This is a genomic window from Pseudomonas gingeri, from assembly GCF_013385635.1.
Lineage (GTDB): Bacteria > Pseudomonadota > Gammaproteobacteria > Pseudomonadales > Pseudomonadaceae > Aquipseudomonas > Aquipseudomonas gingeri_A.
On sequence record NZ_JACAPR010000007.1, the window covers coordinates 292,964 to 308,786 of the forward strand.

At 63.7% G+C, this 15,823-nt stretch carries 17 protein-coding genes; 16 read left to right on the forward strand and 1 reads right to left on the reverse strand.

Annotation, left to right across the window (positions count from 1 at the left end; genetic code table 11):
* Positions 1-216: 216 nt before the first annotated feature.
* From HX851_RS34980 to HX851_RS34995, 4 genes are all read left to right on the forward strand, one after another.
* Positions 217-876: a transglutaminase-like domain-containing protein gene (locus HX851_RS34980; protein WP_177057540.1), complete on the forward strand. Its 660-nt coding sequence runs from the start codon at positions 217-219 to the stop codon at positions 874-876.
* Positions 877-919: 43 nt separating this feature from the next.
* Positions 920-1,543, forward strand: coding sequence for a glutathione S-transferase (locus HX851_RS34985; RefSeq protein ID WP_177057539.1), 624 nt, complete (start codon positions 920-922; stop codon positions 1,541-1,543).
* 133 nt (positions 1,544-1,676) lie between these two features.
* Positions 1,677-2,609 (forward strand): ABC transporter ATP-binding protein, encoded by a 933-nt coding sequence (locus HX851_RS34990; protein WP_017126379.1) that lies wholly within the window; start codon positions 1,677-1,679, stop codon positions 2,607-2,609.
* Positions 2,606-3,385 (forward strand): ABC transporter permease, encoded by a 780-nt coding sequence (locus tag HX851_RS34995; RefSeq protein WP_177057538.1) that lies wholly within the window; start codon positions 2,606-2,608, stop codon positions 3,383-3,385. The genes HX851_RS34990 and HX851_RS34995 overlap by 4 nt, the downstream gene beginning before the upstream one ends.
* Positions 3,386-3,568: 183 nt before the next feature.
* Here HX851_RS34995 and HX851_RS35000 read toward each other — a convergent pair whose 3' ends face one another.
* Positions 3,569-4,090 (reverse strand): DUF2062 domain-containing protein, encoded by a 522-nt coding sequence (locus HX851_RS35000; protein ID WP_177057537.1) that lies wholly within the window; start codon positions 4,088-4,090, stop codon positions 3,569-3,571.
* 138 nt (positions 4,091-4,228) lie between these two features.
* Here HX851_RS35000 and HX851_RS35005 point away from each other — a divergent pair, with 138 nt between their 5' ends.
* From HX851_RS35005 to HX851_RS35060, 12 genes are all read left to right on the forward strand, one after another.
* Positions 4,229-6,463, forward strand: a complete 2,235-nt coding sequence (locus HX851_RS35005) for a DNA internalization-related competence protein ComEC/Rec2 (protein ID WP_177064263.1) — start codon at positions 4,229-4,231, stop codon at positions 6,461-6,463.
* A 98-nt stretch (positions 6,464-6,561) separates the two neighbouring features.
* Positions 6,562-7,197 (forward strand): flagellar polar localization protein PocA, encoded by a 636-nt coding sequence (gene pocA, locus HX851_RS35010; protein WP_017126384.1) that lies wholly within the window; start codon positions 6,562-6,564, stop codon positions 7,195-7,197.
* Positions 7,194-7,622, forward strand: a complete 429-nt coding sequence (gene pocB / locus HX851_RS35015) for a flagellar polar localization protein PocB (RefSeq protein WP_177064264.1) — start codon at positions 7,194-7,196, stop codon at positions 7,620-7,622. Before pocA ends, pocB begins: the two co-directional genes overlap by 4 nt.
* On the forward strand, positions 7,622-8,632 hold the full coding sequence (gene lpxK, locus HX851_RS35020; RefSeq protein ID WP_177064265.1) for a tetraacyldisaccharide 4'-kinase: 1,011 nt from the start codon (positions 7,622-7,624) through the stop codon (positions 8,630-8,632). The genes pocB and lpxK overlap by 1 nt, the downstream gene beginning before the upstream one ends.
* Before the next feature lie 26 nt (positions 8,633-8,658).
* Positions 8,659-8,844, forward strand: a complete 186-nt coding sequence (locus tag HX851_RS35025) for a Trm112 family protein (RefSeq protein WP_010447200.1) — start codon at positions 8,659-8,661, stop codon at positions 8,842-8,844.
* Complete coding sequence (kdsB, locus tag HX851_RS35030) at positions 8,841-9,605, forward strand: 3-deoxy-manno-octulosonate cytidylyltransferase (protein ID WP_177064266.1); 765 nt, start codon at positions 8,841-8,843, stop codon at positions 9,603-9,605. The genes HX851_RS35025 and kdsB overlap by 4 nt, the downstream gene beginning before the upstream one ends.
* A complete protein-coding gene (locus HX851_RS35035) occupies positions 9,605-10,069 on the forward strand; it encodes a low molecular weight protein-tyrosine-phosphatase (RefSeq protein WP_017126388.1) in 465 nt (154 codons plus the stop codon). Before kdsB ends, HX851_RS35035 begins: the two co-directional genes overlap by 1 nt.
* The gene (gene murB, locus HX851_RS35040; RefSeq protein ID WP_177064267.1) at positions 10,066-11,085 is read left to right on the forward strand and encodes a UDP-N-acetylmuramate dehydrogenase; all 1,020 of its coding nucleotides are present in this window, start codon (positions 10,066-10,068) and stop codon (positions 11,083-11,085) included. The genes HX851_RS35035 and murB overlap by 4 nt, the downstream gene beginning before the upstream one ends.
* A gap of 231 nt (positions 11,086-11,316) precedes the next feature.
* Positions 11,317-11,787, forward strand: a complete 471-nt coding sequence (locus HX851_RS35045; RefSeq protein ID WP_177057532.1) for a (2Fe-2S)-binding protein — start codon at positions 11,317-11,319, stop codon at positions 11,785-11,787.
* Positions 11,784-14,102, forward strand: coding sequence for a xanthine dehydrogenase family protein molybdopterin-binding subunit (locus tag HX851_RS35050; RefSeq protein WP_177064268.1), 2,319 nt, complete (start codon positions 11,784-11,786; stop codon positions 14,100-14,102). Before HX851_RS35045 ends, HX851_RS35050 begins: the two co-directional genes overlap by 4 nt.
* Positions 14,102-15,088 (forward strand): XdhC family protein, encoded by a 987-nt coding sequence (locus HX851_RS35055; RefSeq protein ID WP_177057530.1) that lies wholly within the window; start codon positions 14,102-14,104, stop codon positions 15,086-15,088. Before HX851_RS35050 ends, HX851_RS35055 begins: the two co-directional genes overlap by 1 nt.
* A complete protein-coding gene (locus HX851_RS35060) occupies positions 15,081-15,689 on the forward strand; it encodes a nucleotidyltransferase family protein (protein WP_177057529.1) in 609 nt (202 codons plus the stop codon). The genes HX851_RS35055 and HX851_RS35060 overlap by 8 nt, the downstream gene beginning before the upstream one ends.
* Positions 15,690-15,823 lie beyond the last annotated feature (134 nt).

A 15,823-nucleotide genomic window follows, 5' to 3' on the forward strand; every position in this document is an offset into this window, starting at 1 on the left:
AACACCCCAGAGCTTAGTCGGCATCTGCTAGGCGGGGCGTCAGAGCTGTGTGTCTAAATCTGTGGGAAAAATCATTTGGATGGCGGTCATTCCTGAACGGGCAAAGCCTTTGCACTGTTGCAGGAAACCCCGGTTGGTCTGTGACTTGGCCGAATCGTCGTTATCGGCGCACCGGACCGAGGACTAGACTCGGGGCTTCCCAGGGAGACTGCCGTCATGCACGAGTATCTGAATCCAGGACGCTTCATCGATAGTGACCACCCGGCCGTGGTGGAGTTCGCCGAAAGTCGCCGTGGGCCCGGTGGCGATCCACGGGAGCAGGCCATTCGCTTGTATTACGCGGTGCGCGACGAGATTCGCTACAACATCTACGCCTTCAGTCGTAATCCGGACACCTTGCGCGGCAGTCACGCCCTGGCGGTAGGGCAGAGCTATTGCGTGCCCAAGGCCACCTTGCTCGCCGCCAGCGCCCGGCATTGCGGGATCCCGGCGCGAATCGGCCTGGCCGATGTGCGCAATCACTTGTCGACGCCACGGGTGCTGGAGTTGCTCAAGAGCGAGGTGTTCGCCATGCACGGCTACACCGAGTTCTATCTGGACGGACGCTGGGTCAAGGCCACGCCGGCCTTCGACCGCGGGCTGTGCGAAGCCTTCGGGGTGATACCGCTGGAGTTCGACGGCCTGAGCGACAGTGTGTTCCACCCCTACACCCTGGGTGGCCAGCGGCATATGGAGTACCTGCGCGACCACGGGCAGTTTGCCGATGTGCCCGAACCGCTGTTCTACGGGCACCTGGCCGAATGTTATCCGCATCTGTTCGCCCCCGACGCGATTTCCCTGCGCGGGGACATGCGCAACGATTTGAGTCGTGGCTGATCGGGCGTAGACTGCCTCGGCATTTATCCAACGAGAGGCCGTCATGCTGAAGATCTGGGGTCGGAAAAATTCGTCGAATGTCAGAAAGGCGCTGTGGATTGCCGAAGAACTGGGCCTGTCCTACGAGGCCATCGATGCCGGTGGCGCCTTCGGGGTCGTTGGCACCCCGCAGTACCGCGAGAAAAATCCCAACGGCCTGGTGCCGATGATCGAGGACGGCGATTTTGTCCTGTGGGAGTCCAACACCATCGTCCGTTATCTGACAGGCAAGCACGCCAGCGGCTCTGCCTGGTCGCCCACAGACCCGCAAACACGGGCATCCGCCGAGAAATGGATGGACTGGACCACCTCGTCTTTTGCCACGCCGTTTCGCGGGGTGTTCTGGGGCGTGTTGCGTACACCGGTCGAGCAACAGGACTGGACGGCCATCAACGCTGCGTTGAAAACCTGCGGCGAACTGCTGGCCACGGTCGATCAGGCACTGGCCGAACAGCCGTACCTGTCCGGCAACGAGATCGGCATGGGCGATATTCCCCTCGGCAGCTTTATCTACGCCTGGTTCGAAATGCCCATCGAACGCCCGTCGCTGCCCCATTTGAGTGCCTGGTTCGAGCGCCTGAAACAACGCCCGGCCTATCAGCGGGCGGTCATGACAGCGTTGACTTAATACCCACTATTAACGCGGGTTGCTGTACTTGTGCGGCGCTGCCAAGCACCATAGTGCTGGCTCGCCGCTATTGTTTTCGAACAGGCTTGCCCTTATTTAGAACTTTCTTCCCTTCTTGGTGCATGAATCCGATATGAGTTCCGCTCTGTCCATCCGGCAGCTAACCAAAACCTACGGCAACGGTTTCCAGGCCCTGAGTGGTATCGATCTGGATGTCGCCGAAGGTGACTTTTTCGCCTTGCTCGGCCCCAACGGTGCCGGCAAATCCACGACCATCGGCATTCTCTCGACCCTGGTGAACAAGACCAGCGGCACGGTGAATATCTTTGGCAACGACCTGGACAAATCTCCGGCGGCGCTCAAGCGCAGCATTGGCGTGGTGCCCCAGGAGTTCAACTTCAACCAGTTCGAGAAGACCTTCGATATCGTCGTGACCCAGGCGGGCTACTACGGCATTCCGGCGAAAATCGCCAAGGAACGCGCCGAGCAGTACCTGACCCAGCTGGGCCTGTGGGACAAGCGCGATGTGCCGTCGCGTTCGTTGTCCGGCGGCATGAAGCGCCGGCTGATGATCGCCAGGGCCCTGGTCCACGAGCCGCGCCTGCTGATTCTCGACGAACCGACGGCCGGGGTGGACATCGAGCTGCGCCGTTCGATGTGGACCTTCCTCACCGAGCTGAACGAGAAAGGCATCACCATCATCCTCACCACCCACTACCTGGAAGAGGCTGAGCAGCTGTGCCGTAATATCGGCATCATCGACCACGGCACCATCGTCGAAAACACCAGCATGCGCCAGTTGCTCAGCCAGTTGCATGTCGAGACCTTCCTGCTCGACCTCAAGCATGCCCAGACGGTGGCGCCGGCGTTGATCGGCTATCCGAGCAAGCTGCTCGACAGCCATACCCTGGAAGTGCAGGTCGACAAGGCGGTAGGTATCACCGCGTTGTTCAGCCAATTGGCCACGCAGCAGATCGAAGTCCTCAGCCTGCGTAACAAAACCAATCGCCTCGAGGAGCTGTTCGTGTCCCTGGTGGAAAAAAACCTGTCGAAGGTGGCGGTATGAGTTCGGAGCTGCAACCCAACCTGGTCGCCCTCAACACCATCGTTTACCGCGAGGTGAAGCGTTTTACCCGGATCTGGCCGCAGACGCTGCTGCCCCCGGCCATCACCATGGTCCTGTACTTCGTGATCTTCGGGAACCTGATCGGCCGGCAGATCGGTGATATGGGTGGTTTCACCTATATGGAATACATCGTACCCGGGCTGATCATGATGTCGGTGATCACCAACTCCTATGGCAACGTGGTCTCGAGCTTCTTCGGCAGCAAGTTCCAGCGTTCCATCGAAGAACTGATGGTTTCGCCGGTTTCGCCCCACACGATCCTGATCGGCTACACCCTCGGTGGTGTGCTGCGCGGCCTGATGGTGGGGATCATCGTGACCCTGCTGTCGCTGTTCTTCACCCACCTGCAGGTCCATCACCTGGGTGTTACCGTGCTGGTGGTGGTGCTGACGGCGACGATTTTCTCGCTCCTGGGCTTTATCAACGCGGTTTTTGCACGCAACTTCGACGATATCTCGATTATCCCGACTTTCGTGCTGACGCCGTTGACCTACCTGGGCGGGGTGTTCTACTCGATCACCTTGCTGCCACCGTTCTGGCAGAGCGTGTCGCTGGCCAACCCGGTGCTGCACATGGTCAACGCCTTCCGCTACGGTATCCTCGGCGTATCGGATATCCGTATCAGCGTGGCGATCACCTTCATGCTGGTGGCGACGATTGTCCTGTATATCGGTTGCACGCGGCTGCTGGTCAGTGGCCGGGGCATGCGTCAGTAGCATTGGCCTGATGATCGTCCCAACGCGGTGCTGATCGTTCCCACGCGGTGCTGATCGTTCCCACGCTCCCGCGTGGGAATGCCTCTCTGGACGCTCCGCGTCCGCTTCAAAAGCCTCGAGGGCAAGCCCGCTTGCACAGCGTCACGGCTGCATTCCCACGCGGAGCGTAGGAACGATCTGCGATTATCCCTTCCGGCGTTGTTCCCGACGCCTCTTCCACTGCCGCGCCACCCACCACCGCCAGTAACCCATGGTCACGCAATAGCCCAATGCGGCCAGCAACAGCCCGAGAATCACCGAGCCCAGCAGAAAGGGCTGCCACAGCGTCGACAACTGGCCGCTGATCCAGTCCCAGGTCAGCTCGTCCGGCAGGCTGCGTGGTGGTACCGCCATGATCCAGGCACCGATCTGGTAGGTGCAGTAGAAGATCGGCGGCATGGTCAGCGGATTGGTCAGCCACACCAGGCTGACGGCAATCGGCAGATTGCCGCGCACCGAAATCGCCAGGCATGCCGCCAGCAACATCTGCAACGGGATCGGCATCAACGCGGCAAACAGACCGACCGCCATGGCCCGGGCCACCGAGTGCCGATTGAGGTGCCAGAGGTTCGGATCGTGAAGCAGTTTGCCGAAAAATCGTAAGTGCTTGTGTTCCCGGATGCTGTCGGGGTCAGGCATGTAGCGTTTGAATAAGCGACGCGGCATAAGGCTTCTCGGTCGGTTCAAGCGGGCAGTATGCCCGGATTCTACGTACGGCCAATTCAGACTTTGTGACAATTAATAAAGCACTGGCCGGGCAACCGGGCTATTCCGAGAACTGAGGACCGGTTCAAGGAGTGGGGGATGCGCACAGGGATGCTGGCGCTGGCGGCGGGCCTGCTGGTTTTGCGGTTTTTGCCGCAATTGCCGCCTGTCGGAATGCTGCCGGTGCTGTCACTGGTCGGCCTGATGTTGTTGCCGTTTCGCAGCTATCCCGTCGCCTTGTTCCTGTTCGGTTTCAGCTGGGCCTGCCTGCAGGCACACTGGGCATTGGCCGATCGCCTGGTGCCGGACCTCGATGGTCAGACGCTGTGGCTCGAAGGGCGGGTGGTCGGCCTGCCGCAGGCTGGTGATTCCGTACAGCGTTTCGAACTGGCGGACGCGACGGCTCGTAGGGGGGCGCTGCCGCAGCGGATCCGCCTGGCCTGGTACGGCGGCCCGCCGGTCAACAGTGGCGAGCGCTGGCGGCTGGCGGTCAAGCTCAAGTCACCGCAGGGCCTGCTCAATCCCCATGGTTTTGACCGTGAGGCCTGGCTGCTGGCACAACGGGTCGGCGCCACGGGGACCGTCAAGGACGGGCAATTGCTCCTGCCCTCCACGGGCTCCTGGCGCGATGGGATTCGTCAGCGGATGCTCCAGGTCGAAGCTCGGGGCCAGGCGGCGACCCTGGTGGCGCTGGTGCTGGGCGATGGTTCGGGGCTGTCGTCCGAGATCTGGCGCGTGTTGCAGGACACCGGGACCGTGCACTTGCTGGTGATTTCCGGGCAGCATATCGGGCTGTTCGCCGCCCTGGTCTATGCACTGGTTGCAGGTCTGGCGCGTTATGGCCTGTGGCCGCAACGCTGGCCCTGGCTGCCGTGGGCCTGTGGCCTGGCCTTCGCGGCTGCGCTGGGCTATGGCCTGTTGGCGGGGTTCGGCGTGCCGGTGCAGCGGGCCTGCGCGATGATCGGCCTGGTGCTGCTGTGGCGCCTGCGTTATCGCCATCTGGGGGCAACCTGGCCCTTGCTGCTGGCACTGAACCTGGTGCTGCTGTTCGATCCGCTGGCCAGCCTGCGTCCCGGCTTCTGGCTGTCCTTTGCCGCGGTGGCGGTGCTTATCTTCACCTTCAGCGGGCGTCTCGGGGCTTGGGGGATCTGGCAGACCTGGACCCGCGCGCAATGGACCATTGCCCTCGGGCTGGTGCCGTTCCTGCTGGTATTGGGTCTGCCGGTCAGCCTCAGCGGGCCGTGGGTCAACCTGATCGCCGTACCCTGGATCAGCCTGGCGGTATTGCCGTTGGCCTTGCTCGGTACCTTGTTGCTGCCATTGCCCTGGGGTGGCGAAGCCTTGTTGTGGCTGGCCGGTGGTTTGCTGGAGTTGCTGTTCCTCGGGCTCGCCGAGGTGGCTATACGGGTTCCGGCCTGGCTGCCGGAGGCCATCCCGCTGTGGGCCTGGCTGCTGGGCAGCCTGGGCATCCTGCTATTGTTGCTGCCCGCCGGTGTGCCGCTGCGGCCCCTGGGCTGGCCGCTGGCGGCATGGGTGGTACTGGCACCACAAGACCGGGTGCCCGCAGGCCAGGCGGAAGTCTGGCAGATGGATGTCGGACAGGGGCTGGCGATCCTGGTGCGTACCCGACACCACAACCTGCTGTACGACACGGGGCCGCGTTTCGGTGATTTCGACCTGGGCCAACGCGTGGTGTTGCCATCCCTGCGCAAGTTGGGCGTGCGCGAACTCGACCTGATGTTGATCAGCCACGCCGATGCCGACCATGCTGGCGGGGCCCTTGCTGTCCGGCGCGGCCTGCCGGTGATCCGCGTGCTCAGCGGCGATGCCGAGGGCTTGCCGGCGCAACTGCTCGCCGAGCCCTGTGCCAGTGGTGAACGCTGGGAATGGGACGGCGTGAGCTTTGCCCTTTGGCAATGGCCGGGTGCCCGGGACAGCAACCAGCGTTCCTGCGTCTTGCAGATCGAAGCGAATGGCGAGCGGCTGTTGCTGACCGGCGATATCGATATCCAGGCCGAGTTGGCCTTCCTGGAGAGCCCGCTGGCTGTCGCCAGTGACTGGCTGCAGGCGCCTCATCACGGCAGCCGCAGTTCTTCCTCGCTGGCTTTTCTCCAGCGCCTGGCGCCCCGGGCGGTGTTGATCTCACGGGGGCATGGCAATGCGTTCGGCCATCCGCATCCGCAGGTCATGGCGCGCTACCAGGCTATGGGCATGGCGATCCATGACAGCGCGGAGCAGGGCGCCGTGCGTCTGCAACTGGGAACCTTCGGCGCGCCAAGCTTCCTGCGGGGGGAGCGGCGTTTCTGGCGGGTACCGCCGCCGGCGAATAAATAACCCTGGGTTATTAAAGTGCAGGGGTATGCGACATCACGTTCTTCGGCCAGACCGACCCCTATGTTAGAGTGGCGCACTTTTTCGAGGGGACTGTCACTGTGTGGGAATTGGTCAAATCCGGCGGCTGGATGATGTTGCCGATCATTCTGAGTTCCATCGCGGCTTTGGGCATCATTGCCGAACGGCTGTGGACCTTGCGCGCCAGTCGCGTGACCCCGGAGCATCTGCTCGGGCAGGTCTGGGTCTGGATCAAGGACAAGCAGCTGGACAAGGAAAAACTCAAGCAACTTCGGGCCGACTCCCCCCTGGGCGAGATTCTCGCGGCGGGCCTGGCGAACTCCAAGCACGGTCGCGAGATCATGAAGGAGTGCATCGAAGAAGCCGCCGCCCGGGTGATTCATGAGCTGGAGCGCTATATCAATGCCCTCGGCACCATTGCCGCCATGTCGCCGCTGCTCGGTCTGCTGGGCACGGTGCTGGGCATGATCGATATTTTCAGTTCGTTCATGGGCTCGGGCATGACCACCAACGCGGCGGTCCTCGCCGGGGGGATTTCCAAGGCCCTGATCACCACGGCTTCCGGCCTGATCGTGGGGATTCCGGCGGTGTTCTTCCACCGCTTCCTGCAACGCCGGATCGACGAGCTGGTGGTCGGCATGGAGCAGCAGGCGATCAAGCTGGTCGAGGTAGTACAGGGCGACCGTGATGTGGAAATGCCCGAGGGCAGAGCGTGAAATTCCGCCGCAAGCCCCGGGAAACCATCGATATCAACCTCGCGTCGCTGATCGACGTGGTCTTCGTCCTGCTGCTGTTTTTCGTGGTCACCACCACCTTCACCCGCGAAACCCAGTTGCGCGTGGACTTGCCGCAGGCGGTCAGCGGCTCGCCGGCCGAAGACCAGTTGGTCAAGCAACTGGATATCGCCATCAGCGCCGACGGGGTGTTCTCGGTGAACAACCAGTTGTTGCCGAAAAATGACCTGGCGAGCCTGATGGAAGCCCTGCGGAAAGAGTCCGGTGGCGATACCAACCTGCCGCTGTCCATCAGCGCCGATGGCAAGACCCAGCATCAGGCCGTGATCACTGCCATGGACGCCGCCGGCAAGCTCGGCTTCAGCCATTTGCGCATGACCACCGTCGAGGCGGCGCCGGCTCCCTGATGGCACTTTCCGATCGTCTGACGCGCGCCTGGTACAGCGGTCATCCGGCCCTGGTTCTGCTGCGCCCGCTGGAGTGGCTGTATCGGCGGGTGGTCGATGGCAAGCGGGCGCGTTTCGTTGCCGGTGAAGGCACCATCTACCAGCCACCGGTGCCGCTGATCGTGGTCGGCAATATCACCGTCGGCGGCACCGGCAAGACGCCGATGATTCTCTGGCTGATCGAGCATTGCCGGCAGCGTGGCCTGCGTGTCGGCGTGGTCAGCCGGGGTTATGGCGCCAAGCCGCCGAGCCTGCCGTGGCGGGTGCTCGCCGATCAGAGCGCGGCGGTGGCCGGCGACGAGCCGTTGCTGATCGTCCAGCGCAACGACGTGCCGCTGATGATCGACCCGGATCGCAGCCGTGCGGTGCAGGCCCTGCTGGCCACCGAAACCCTCGATCTGATCCTTTCCGATGACGGCTTGCAGCATTACCGCCTGGCCCGCGACCTGGAACTGGTGCTGATCGATGCCGCCCGTGGCCTGGGCAATGGCCGGTGCCTGCCTGCCGGGCCGTTGCGCGAGCCGCTCGAACGCCTGCAAAGCGTCGATGCGCTGCTGTACAACGGGGCCAGCGAGGATGGTGACAACGGATTCGCCTTCCACCTGCGACCGACCGCCCTGGTCAATCTGCTGAGCGGCGAACGCCGGCCGCTCGACCATTTTTCGCCCGGGCAGGCGTTGCACGCGGTGGCCGGGATCGGCAACCCGCAACGTTTCTTCGGCACCCTCGAAACGCTACACTGGCAGCCTGTGCCCCACGCCTTTGCCGATCACGCCGAATACAGCGCCGCGGCCCTGAGTTTCACGCCGTCGCTGCCACTGGTCATGACCGAAAAGGACGCGGTGAAGTGCCGGGCGTTCGCGGCCCCCGACTGGTGGTACCTGGCGGTCGACGCGGTGCCTTCCGAGGCTTTCGCGGCCTGGTTCGACACGCAGTTGCTGCGCCTGTTGCCCGATCGTCTTTTGCCCTAAACCCGTTTTTATCCAGGGAATCCTTCATGGACACCAAACTGCTCGATATCCTCGCCTGCCCGATCTGCAAGGGTCCGCTCAAGCTCAGCGCCGACAAGACCGAGCTGATCAGCAAGGGCGCCGGCCTGGCGTTCCCGATCCGCGACGGCATCCCGGTGATGCTCGAAAGCGAAGCCCGCACCCTGAGCACCGATGAGCGCCTGGACAAATGAGCACCCCGTTCATCGTCGTAATTCCGGCGCGCTTTTCTTCCACGCGCCTGCCGGCCAAGCCGCTGCAACTGATCGCCGGCAAGCCGATGATCCAGCACACCTGGGAACAGGCCTGTAAAAGTAGCGCCCAGCGGGTGGTGGTGGCGACGGATGACGCGCGCATCGTCGAGGCCTGCAAGGCCTTCGGCGCCGAAGTGCTGCTGACCCGCGAAGACCACGAGTCCGGTACCGACCGCCTGGCCGAAGTCGCCAGCCTGCTGGGGCTGGCACCGGACGCCATCGTGGTGAATGTCCAGGGTGATGAGCCGTTGATCCCGCCGATGGTGATCGATCAGGTCGCGGCCAACCTGGCGGCGCATACCGAAGCGCGCATGGCCACCCTCGCCGAGCCGATCGAAGACGTCGAGACTCTGTTCAATCCGAATGTGGTCAAGGTGGTCAGCGACATGAACGGCCTGGCGCTGACCTTCAGCCGCGCCACCTTGCCCTGGGCCCGAGATGACTTCGCCAAAGGCCGCGAGCTGATGCCCGAAGGCGTGCCGTTCCGTCGGCATATCGGCATCTATGCCTACCGCGCCGGCTTCCTGCATGACTTTGTCGGCTGGGGGCCGTGCTGGCTGGAAACCACCGAGCGCCTGGAGCAGTTGCGTGCCTTGTGGCATGGCGTGCGCATCCATGTGGCCGATGCCCTGGAGGCACCGCCTACCGGTGTCGACACAGAGCAGGATCTCGATCGCGTTCGTCGCTTGCTGGAGGCCTGATGCGGGTTCTGTTTGTCTGTCTGGGCAATATCTGTCGCTCGCCCACGGCCGAAGGTGTATTGCGTCACAAGTTGCGCGAGGCCGGCCTGGCCGAGCATATCGAAGTCGATTCCGCCGGCACCGGCCAATGGCATGTCGGCAAGGCGCCGGACAGTCGCAGTCAGCGCGCCGCGCGGATGCGCGGTTATGACCTGTCGGCGCAGCGTGCGCGGCAGGTCAGCGCGGCGGATTTCAACCGTTTCGACCTGATTCTCGCCATGGACCAGAGCAACCTGCGCAACCTCAAGCTGCTGCAACCGGCCCAGGGCAAGGCCGAGCTGGACCTGTTCCTGCGTCGTTATGACGGTGCGGTGGAGGAAGTGCCGGATCCGTACTATGACGAAGAGCACGGGTTCGAGCAGGTGCTGGACCTGATCGAACAGGCCAGCGACCGCCTGGTCGTCGAACTCAAGGGGCGTCTATGAGCCTGCAACTGCAAGCCGGGGTCTCCCTCAAGCCGTATAACAGCTTTGGTGTCGATGTCCGCGCGCAGTGGTTCGCCGAGGCCCACAGCGACGATGACGTACGCGAGGCCCTGGCTTATGCGGCGCAACAGCAACTGCCGCTGCTGGTGATTGGCGGTGGCAGCAACCTGCTGTTGACGGCGGATGTCCCGGCGCTGGTGCTGCGCATGGGCAGCCGTGGCATCCGCCTGCTGAGCGATGACGGCGAACGGGTGGTCATTGAAGCGCAGGCCGGTGAACCCTGGCATCCGTTCGTGCTGTCGACCCTGGCCCGGGGCTGGTCCGGCCTGGAAAACCTCAGCCTGATTCCCGGCACCGTCGGCGCGGCACCGATGCAGAACATCGGCGCCTACGGGGTCGAGATCAAGGACGTGTTCGCCGGCCTGACCGCCCTGGACCGGCAGACCGGCGAGTTGCGCGAGTTCTCCCTGGAAGAGTGCCAGTTCGGTTATCGCGACAGCCTGTTCAAGCATGCCGCCGGACGCTGGTTGATCCTGCGTGTGCGCTTCGCCCTGAGCCGGGTCGAGCACCTGCACCTGGGCTACGGCCCGGTGGCCGAGCGCCTGAGCGAGCAGGGCATCAGCCAGCCGAACGCCAGCGATGTCAGCCGGGCCATCTGCAGTATCCGCAGCGAAAAGCTGCCCGACCCGGCGGTCCTCGGCAATGCCGGGAGTTTCTTCAAGAACCCGCTGGTATCGGCGGTCCACGCCGCCGAACTGAAGCAGGCGCATCCCGGGCTGGTGGGTTATCCACAGGCTGACGGCCAGGTGAAGCTGGCGGCGGGCTGGTTGATCGAGGCCGCCGGCTGGAAGGGCTTTCGTGAAGGCGATGCCGGGGTGCACCGCTTGCAATCGCTGGTGCTGGTCAACTACGGCGCGGCCAGCGGCCTGCAGTTGCTTGCCCTGGCCCGCCGGATCCAGGCCGATATCGCCGAGCGCTTTGCCGTCGATCTGGAAATGGAACCGAACCTGTACTGAAGCTATGCTGATGGCTGCCATGCCAAGCCCTATGTAGTCAGACTACATAGGGCTTTTTTGTGAAAACGGCTTTCCCTTGGCCGGTTAACGCTGTAAATAATGCTTTCAAGAACGGCCGATGAAGTACTCACTTCATGAAAGAGCCGATTAGCCTGAGTCGATCTGCTGCCGTCCGTGCGGCGCCTGCGCAGATGGCTCGACCCCCATGACCTGAATAATGCGGGCGTGCCCATGATTACCCTGAAACTCAATGGTCAAGACCATCCCCTGGACGCTACCGAGGACATGCCGCTGCTGTGGGCGATCCGTGACGTGGCGGGTTATACCGGGACCAAGTTCGGCTGCGGCATGGGCCTGTGCGGTGCCTGCACCGTGCACATCGACGGCCTGCCGGCGCGTTCCTGCATCACTCCGCTCGGTGCGGTGGCGGGCAAGGGCGTGAACACCATCGACGGCCTGCACAGCGACCCGGTCGGCCAGGCGGTGCAGCAGGCCTGGCTGGACGGCGGGGTGGCGCAGTGCGGCTTCTGCCAGGGCGGGCAGATCATGTCCGCCACGGCACTGCTCAAGGTCAACCCCCAGCCCAGCGACGAGCAGATCGAAGAAGCGATGGTCGGCAATATCTGCCGATGCGGTACCTACAACCGCATCAAGACGGCGATCCACAATGCCGCCGCGCACCTGCAGGAGGCCAAGGCATGAGCCAGTCCCTGAACGATTTCGCCCTGAGCAACCTCAGCCGGCGCGGCTTTCTCAAGGGGGTCGGGGTCACCGGTGCCCTGGTGCTGGCAGCGACCTGGGGCTTGCCCGAGGCCTTTGCCGAGGGTGAGAAAAAATACGGCGCCGATGGCATGCCCAATGGTTGGATCGACGATCCCAAGGTCTACGTCAGCATCGACGCCGATGGCAGCGTAACAGTGACCTGCAACCGCTCCGAGATGGGCCAGGGCGTGCGCACCAGTTTGAGCATGGTGGTCGCCGACGAACTGGAAGCCGACTGGGCGCTGGTCAAGGTACGGCAGGCGCCGGCGGACGAAGTGCGCTTCGGCAACCAGGACACCGACGGCTCGCGCAGCATGCGCCATTGGTACGAGCCGATGCGGCGTTGCGGTGCGGCGGCGCGGACCATGCTCGAACAGGCGGCGGCGCAGCAGTGGAAAGTCCCGGTGGGCGAATGCCATGCGCAGTTGCACAAGGTTATCCACAGCCCGAGCGGGCGTGAACTGGGCTACGGTGCCCTGGCCGCCGCTGCCGGCGCGCTGGCGGTGCCGTCCTGGGACAGTCTCAAGCTCAAGCAGCCGGCGGAGTTTCGCTACATCGGCAAGGAGTCGACGCGGGCCATCGATGGCGCCGATATCGTCAATGGCCGTGCCCTGTATGGCGCCGACATCCATTTCGACGGCATGGTCTACGCCACCGTGGCGCGTCCGCCGGTGTATGGTGGCAAGGTCAAGTCCTTCGACTCGGCCGCCGCGCTGAAGGTGCCGGGTGTGCTCAAGGTGCTGGAGATCGAAGCGCGTCCGCTGCCTTCGGAATTCCAGCCATTGGGTGGCGTGGCGGTGATCGCCAGCAATACCTGGGCGGCGATCAAGGGGCGCGAGGCGCTGAGTATCGTCTGGGACAATGGTGATAACGTCAGCTATGACTCCATTGCCTATCGCCAGGAGCTGGAGGCCTCGTCACGCAAGCCGGGCAAGGTGGTGCGCAACACCGGCAATGTCGATGAAGCGCTGAAACGTGCCGCCAGTCATTTCGAGGCCGGCTACTACTTGCCCCACCTGTCGCAATCACCCATGGAGCCGATGGTCGCCATCGCCCGTTTCAACGATGGCCAGTGCGAAGCCTGGGCACCGACCCAGGCGCCGCAGGTCACCCGTGAGCGGATTGCCGAGCGGCTGGGCATCGGCTTCGACAAGGTCACGGTCCATGTCACGCTGCTGGGCGGCGGATTCGGACGCAAGTCCAAGCCGGACTATGTCATCGAGGCGGCGATCCTGGCCAAGGAGATGCCGGGCCAGGCGGTACGGGTGCAGTGGACCCGCGAGGACGATATCCATTATTCCTATTTCCATACCGTCTCGGCGGAGTACCTGCGTGCCAGCCTGAACAAGGACGGTACGCCTTCCGGCTGGCTGCACCGCACGGTGGCGCCGAGTATCACGGCGTTGTTCGCGCCCAATATGAACAATGAGGCGGCGTTCGAACTGGGCATGGGCTTCACCAACATGGCCTACGACATTCCCAACGTGCGCCTGGAGAACCCTGAGGCGAAGGTTCATACCCGCGTCGGCTGGTACCGTTCGGTGTCGAACATTCCCCATGGTTTCGCCATCCAGAGTTTTGTCGACGAACTGGCCCACAAGGCCGGGCAGGATCCGTTGGCGTATCAGCTCAAGCTGTTGGGACCGGACCGCAAGATCGATCCGCATACCCTGAGCGACCAGTGGAACTACGGCGAATCCCCCGAGCGTTATCCGATCGACACCGCTCGTTTGCGTGGCGTGCTGGAAACCGCGGCCAAGGCGGCGGGTTGGGGGCGCAAGCTGCCCAAGGGGCGTGGGCTGGGCCTGGCGGTGCACTACAGCTTTGTCACCTATGTGGCGGCGGCCATCGAAGTCGAGGTCAAGGAGGATGGCACGCTGATCGTGCACAAGGCCGATATCGCCGTGGATTGCGGACCGCAGATCAATCCGGAGCGGATCCGCTCGCAGTTCGAGGGTGCCTGTGTGATGGGCCTGGGCAATGCGGTACTGGGGGAAATCAGTTTCAAGGACGGCAAGGTCCAGCAGGACAACTTCCATATGTATGAAGTGGCGCGCATGTCCCTGGCGCCGAAGGAAGTGGCGGTGCACCTGGTCACGCCAGCGGGAGAAGTACCTTTGGGCGGGGTGGGTGAACCTGGCGTACCGCCGATCGCGCCGGCCCTGTGCAATGCGATCTTCGCCGCCACCGGCCAGCGCATCCGCAACCTGCCGGTACGTTACCAGCTGCAAGGCTGGAACAAGGCGAAGGCCTGATGGACAGTGTCGATCTGAATGTCCTGCGCAGTGTCCTGCAATGGCGCCGCGCCGGGCAGCGGGTGGTGTTGTACAGCGTGGTCCAGACCTGGGGCAGCGCGCCCCGGCAACCGGGGGCGATGCTGGCCCTGCGCGGCGATGGCGTGGTGATCGGCTCGGTCTCGGGTGGCTGCATTGAAGACGACCTGATTGCCCGGCTGTACGATGGCCGCCTGCCCGAGGATGGGCCGCCCGTGCAACTGGTGACCTATGGCGTGACCCGCGAAGAGGCGGCGCGTTTCGGCTTGCCCTGTGGCGGGACCCTGCGCCTGACCGAGGAGCGGATCGACGATTTTGCCTGGGTTGCACAACTGCTGGAGCGTTGCGAGGCCCATGAGGTCGTTGCTCGCGAACTGGACCTGAGCAGCGGTGCGGTGACCTTGCACGAGGCGGGCAAGCACGACGCCCTGACTTTCGATGACCAGGTCTTGCGGGCCATCTACGGCCCCCGCTGGCGCCTGCTGTTGATCGGCGCCGGCCAGTTGTCGCGGTATGTGGCGGAAATGGCCCGGCTGCTGGATTTCGAGGTACTGATCTGCGATCCGCGGGAGGAGTTCGTCCATGGCTGGGAGGAACGGCACGGGCGCTTTGTGCCGGGCATGCCCGATGAGGCCGTGTTGAATATCCAGACCGACGAACGCACGGCCATTGTCGCCCTGACCCATGACCCGCGACTGGACGACATGGCATTGCTCACGGCATTGAATTCCAGGGCCTTCTACATTGGCGCGCTGGGGTCGCGGATCAACAGCCGCAAGCGTCGGGACAATCTCGCGGCGCTGGGGTTGAGCGCGGAGGCCATTGCCCGCCTGCACGGTCCGATCGGCTTGCATATCGGCAGTCACACGCCTTCGGAGATTGCCTTGTCGCTGCTGGCTGAGATCGTCGCGATCAAGAACGGCGTGGAGTTGCGGCAGAAGAAGCCGGAGCTTGCGATCAATGGCTGATCCGGTCGCGGCGATTATCCTGGCAGCGGGGCAGGGCAGCCGCTTTCGGCAGGTCGCGGGGGCTGACCAGGATAAGTTGCTGGCGCCTTGCCGTGGCCGTGACGGGGTGATTCGTCCGGTGCTGGAGCAGGTGCTGTGCAGCTTGCCTCACGGTCTTGGCGAACGGATTGTGGTCACCACGCCGGATCGTGCCGAGGTGATTCGTCTGGCGCGCGTGCATGACTGTCGGGTGCTGCTGCTGGATTCCGCCGGCATGGGTGACAGCATCGCCGCCGCAGTTGCCGCAACCGCTGGTGCCGGGGGCTGGCTGGTGGTGCTGGGCGATATGCCGTTTATCCTGCCGCAGACTTTTGCACGAGTGCTGGAGGGCATGGCCGGCGATCTGATCCGCGTGCCGGTGCTTGCCGGTGAATATGGTCATCCGGTGGGTTTCGGTGCCGGTTTCGGGACTGCGTTGCGGGGTTTGTCCGGGGACCGTGGGGCCAAGCCCCTGTTCGCGACGGCCAGGGTTCATCCGGTAGTGGTCGAGGACCCCGGGATCACCTGGGATGTCGATCTTCCTTCGGCCCTGGAATTTCCCTTCTCTACCCCAGATATCTGACCAGAACCGGATAGCCAGATAGCTGGATCGCTCCTACGCTCCTACGCTCCGCGTGGTAACGCCTCCCTGGACGCTTCGCGTCCGCCTTTGTGACGCGGAGCGTCACGGGCTGCATTCCCACGCAGAGCGTGGGA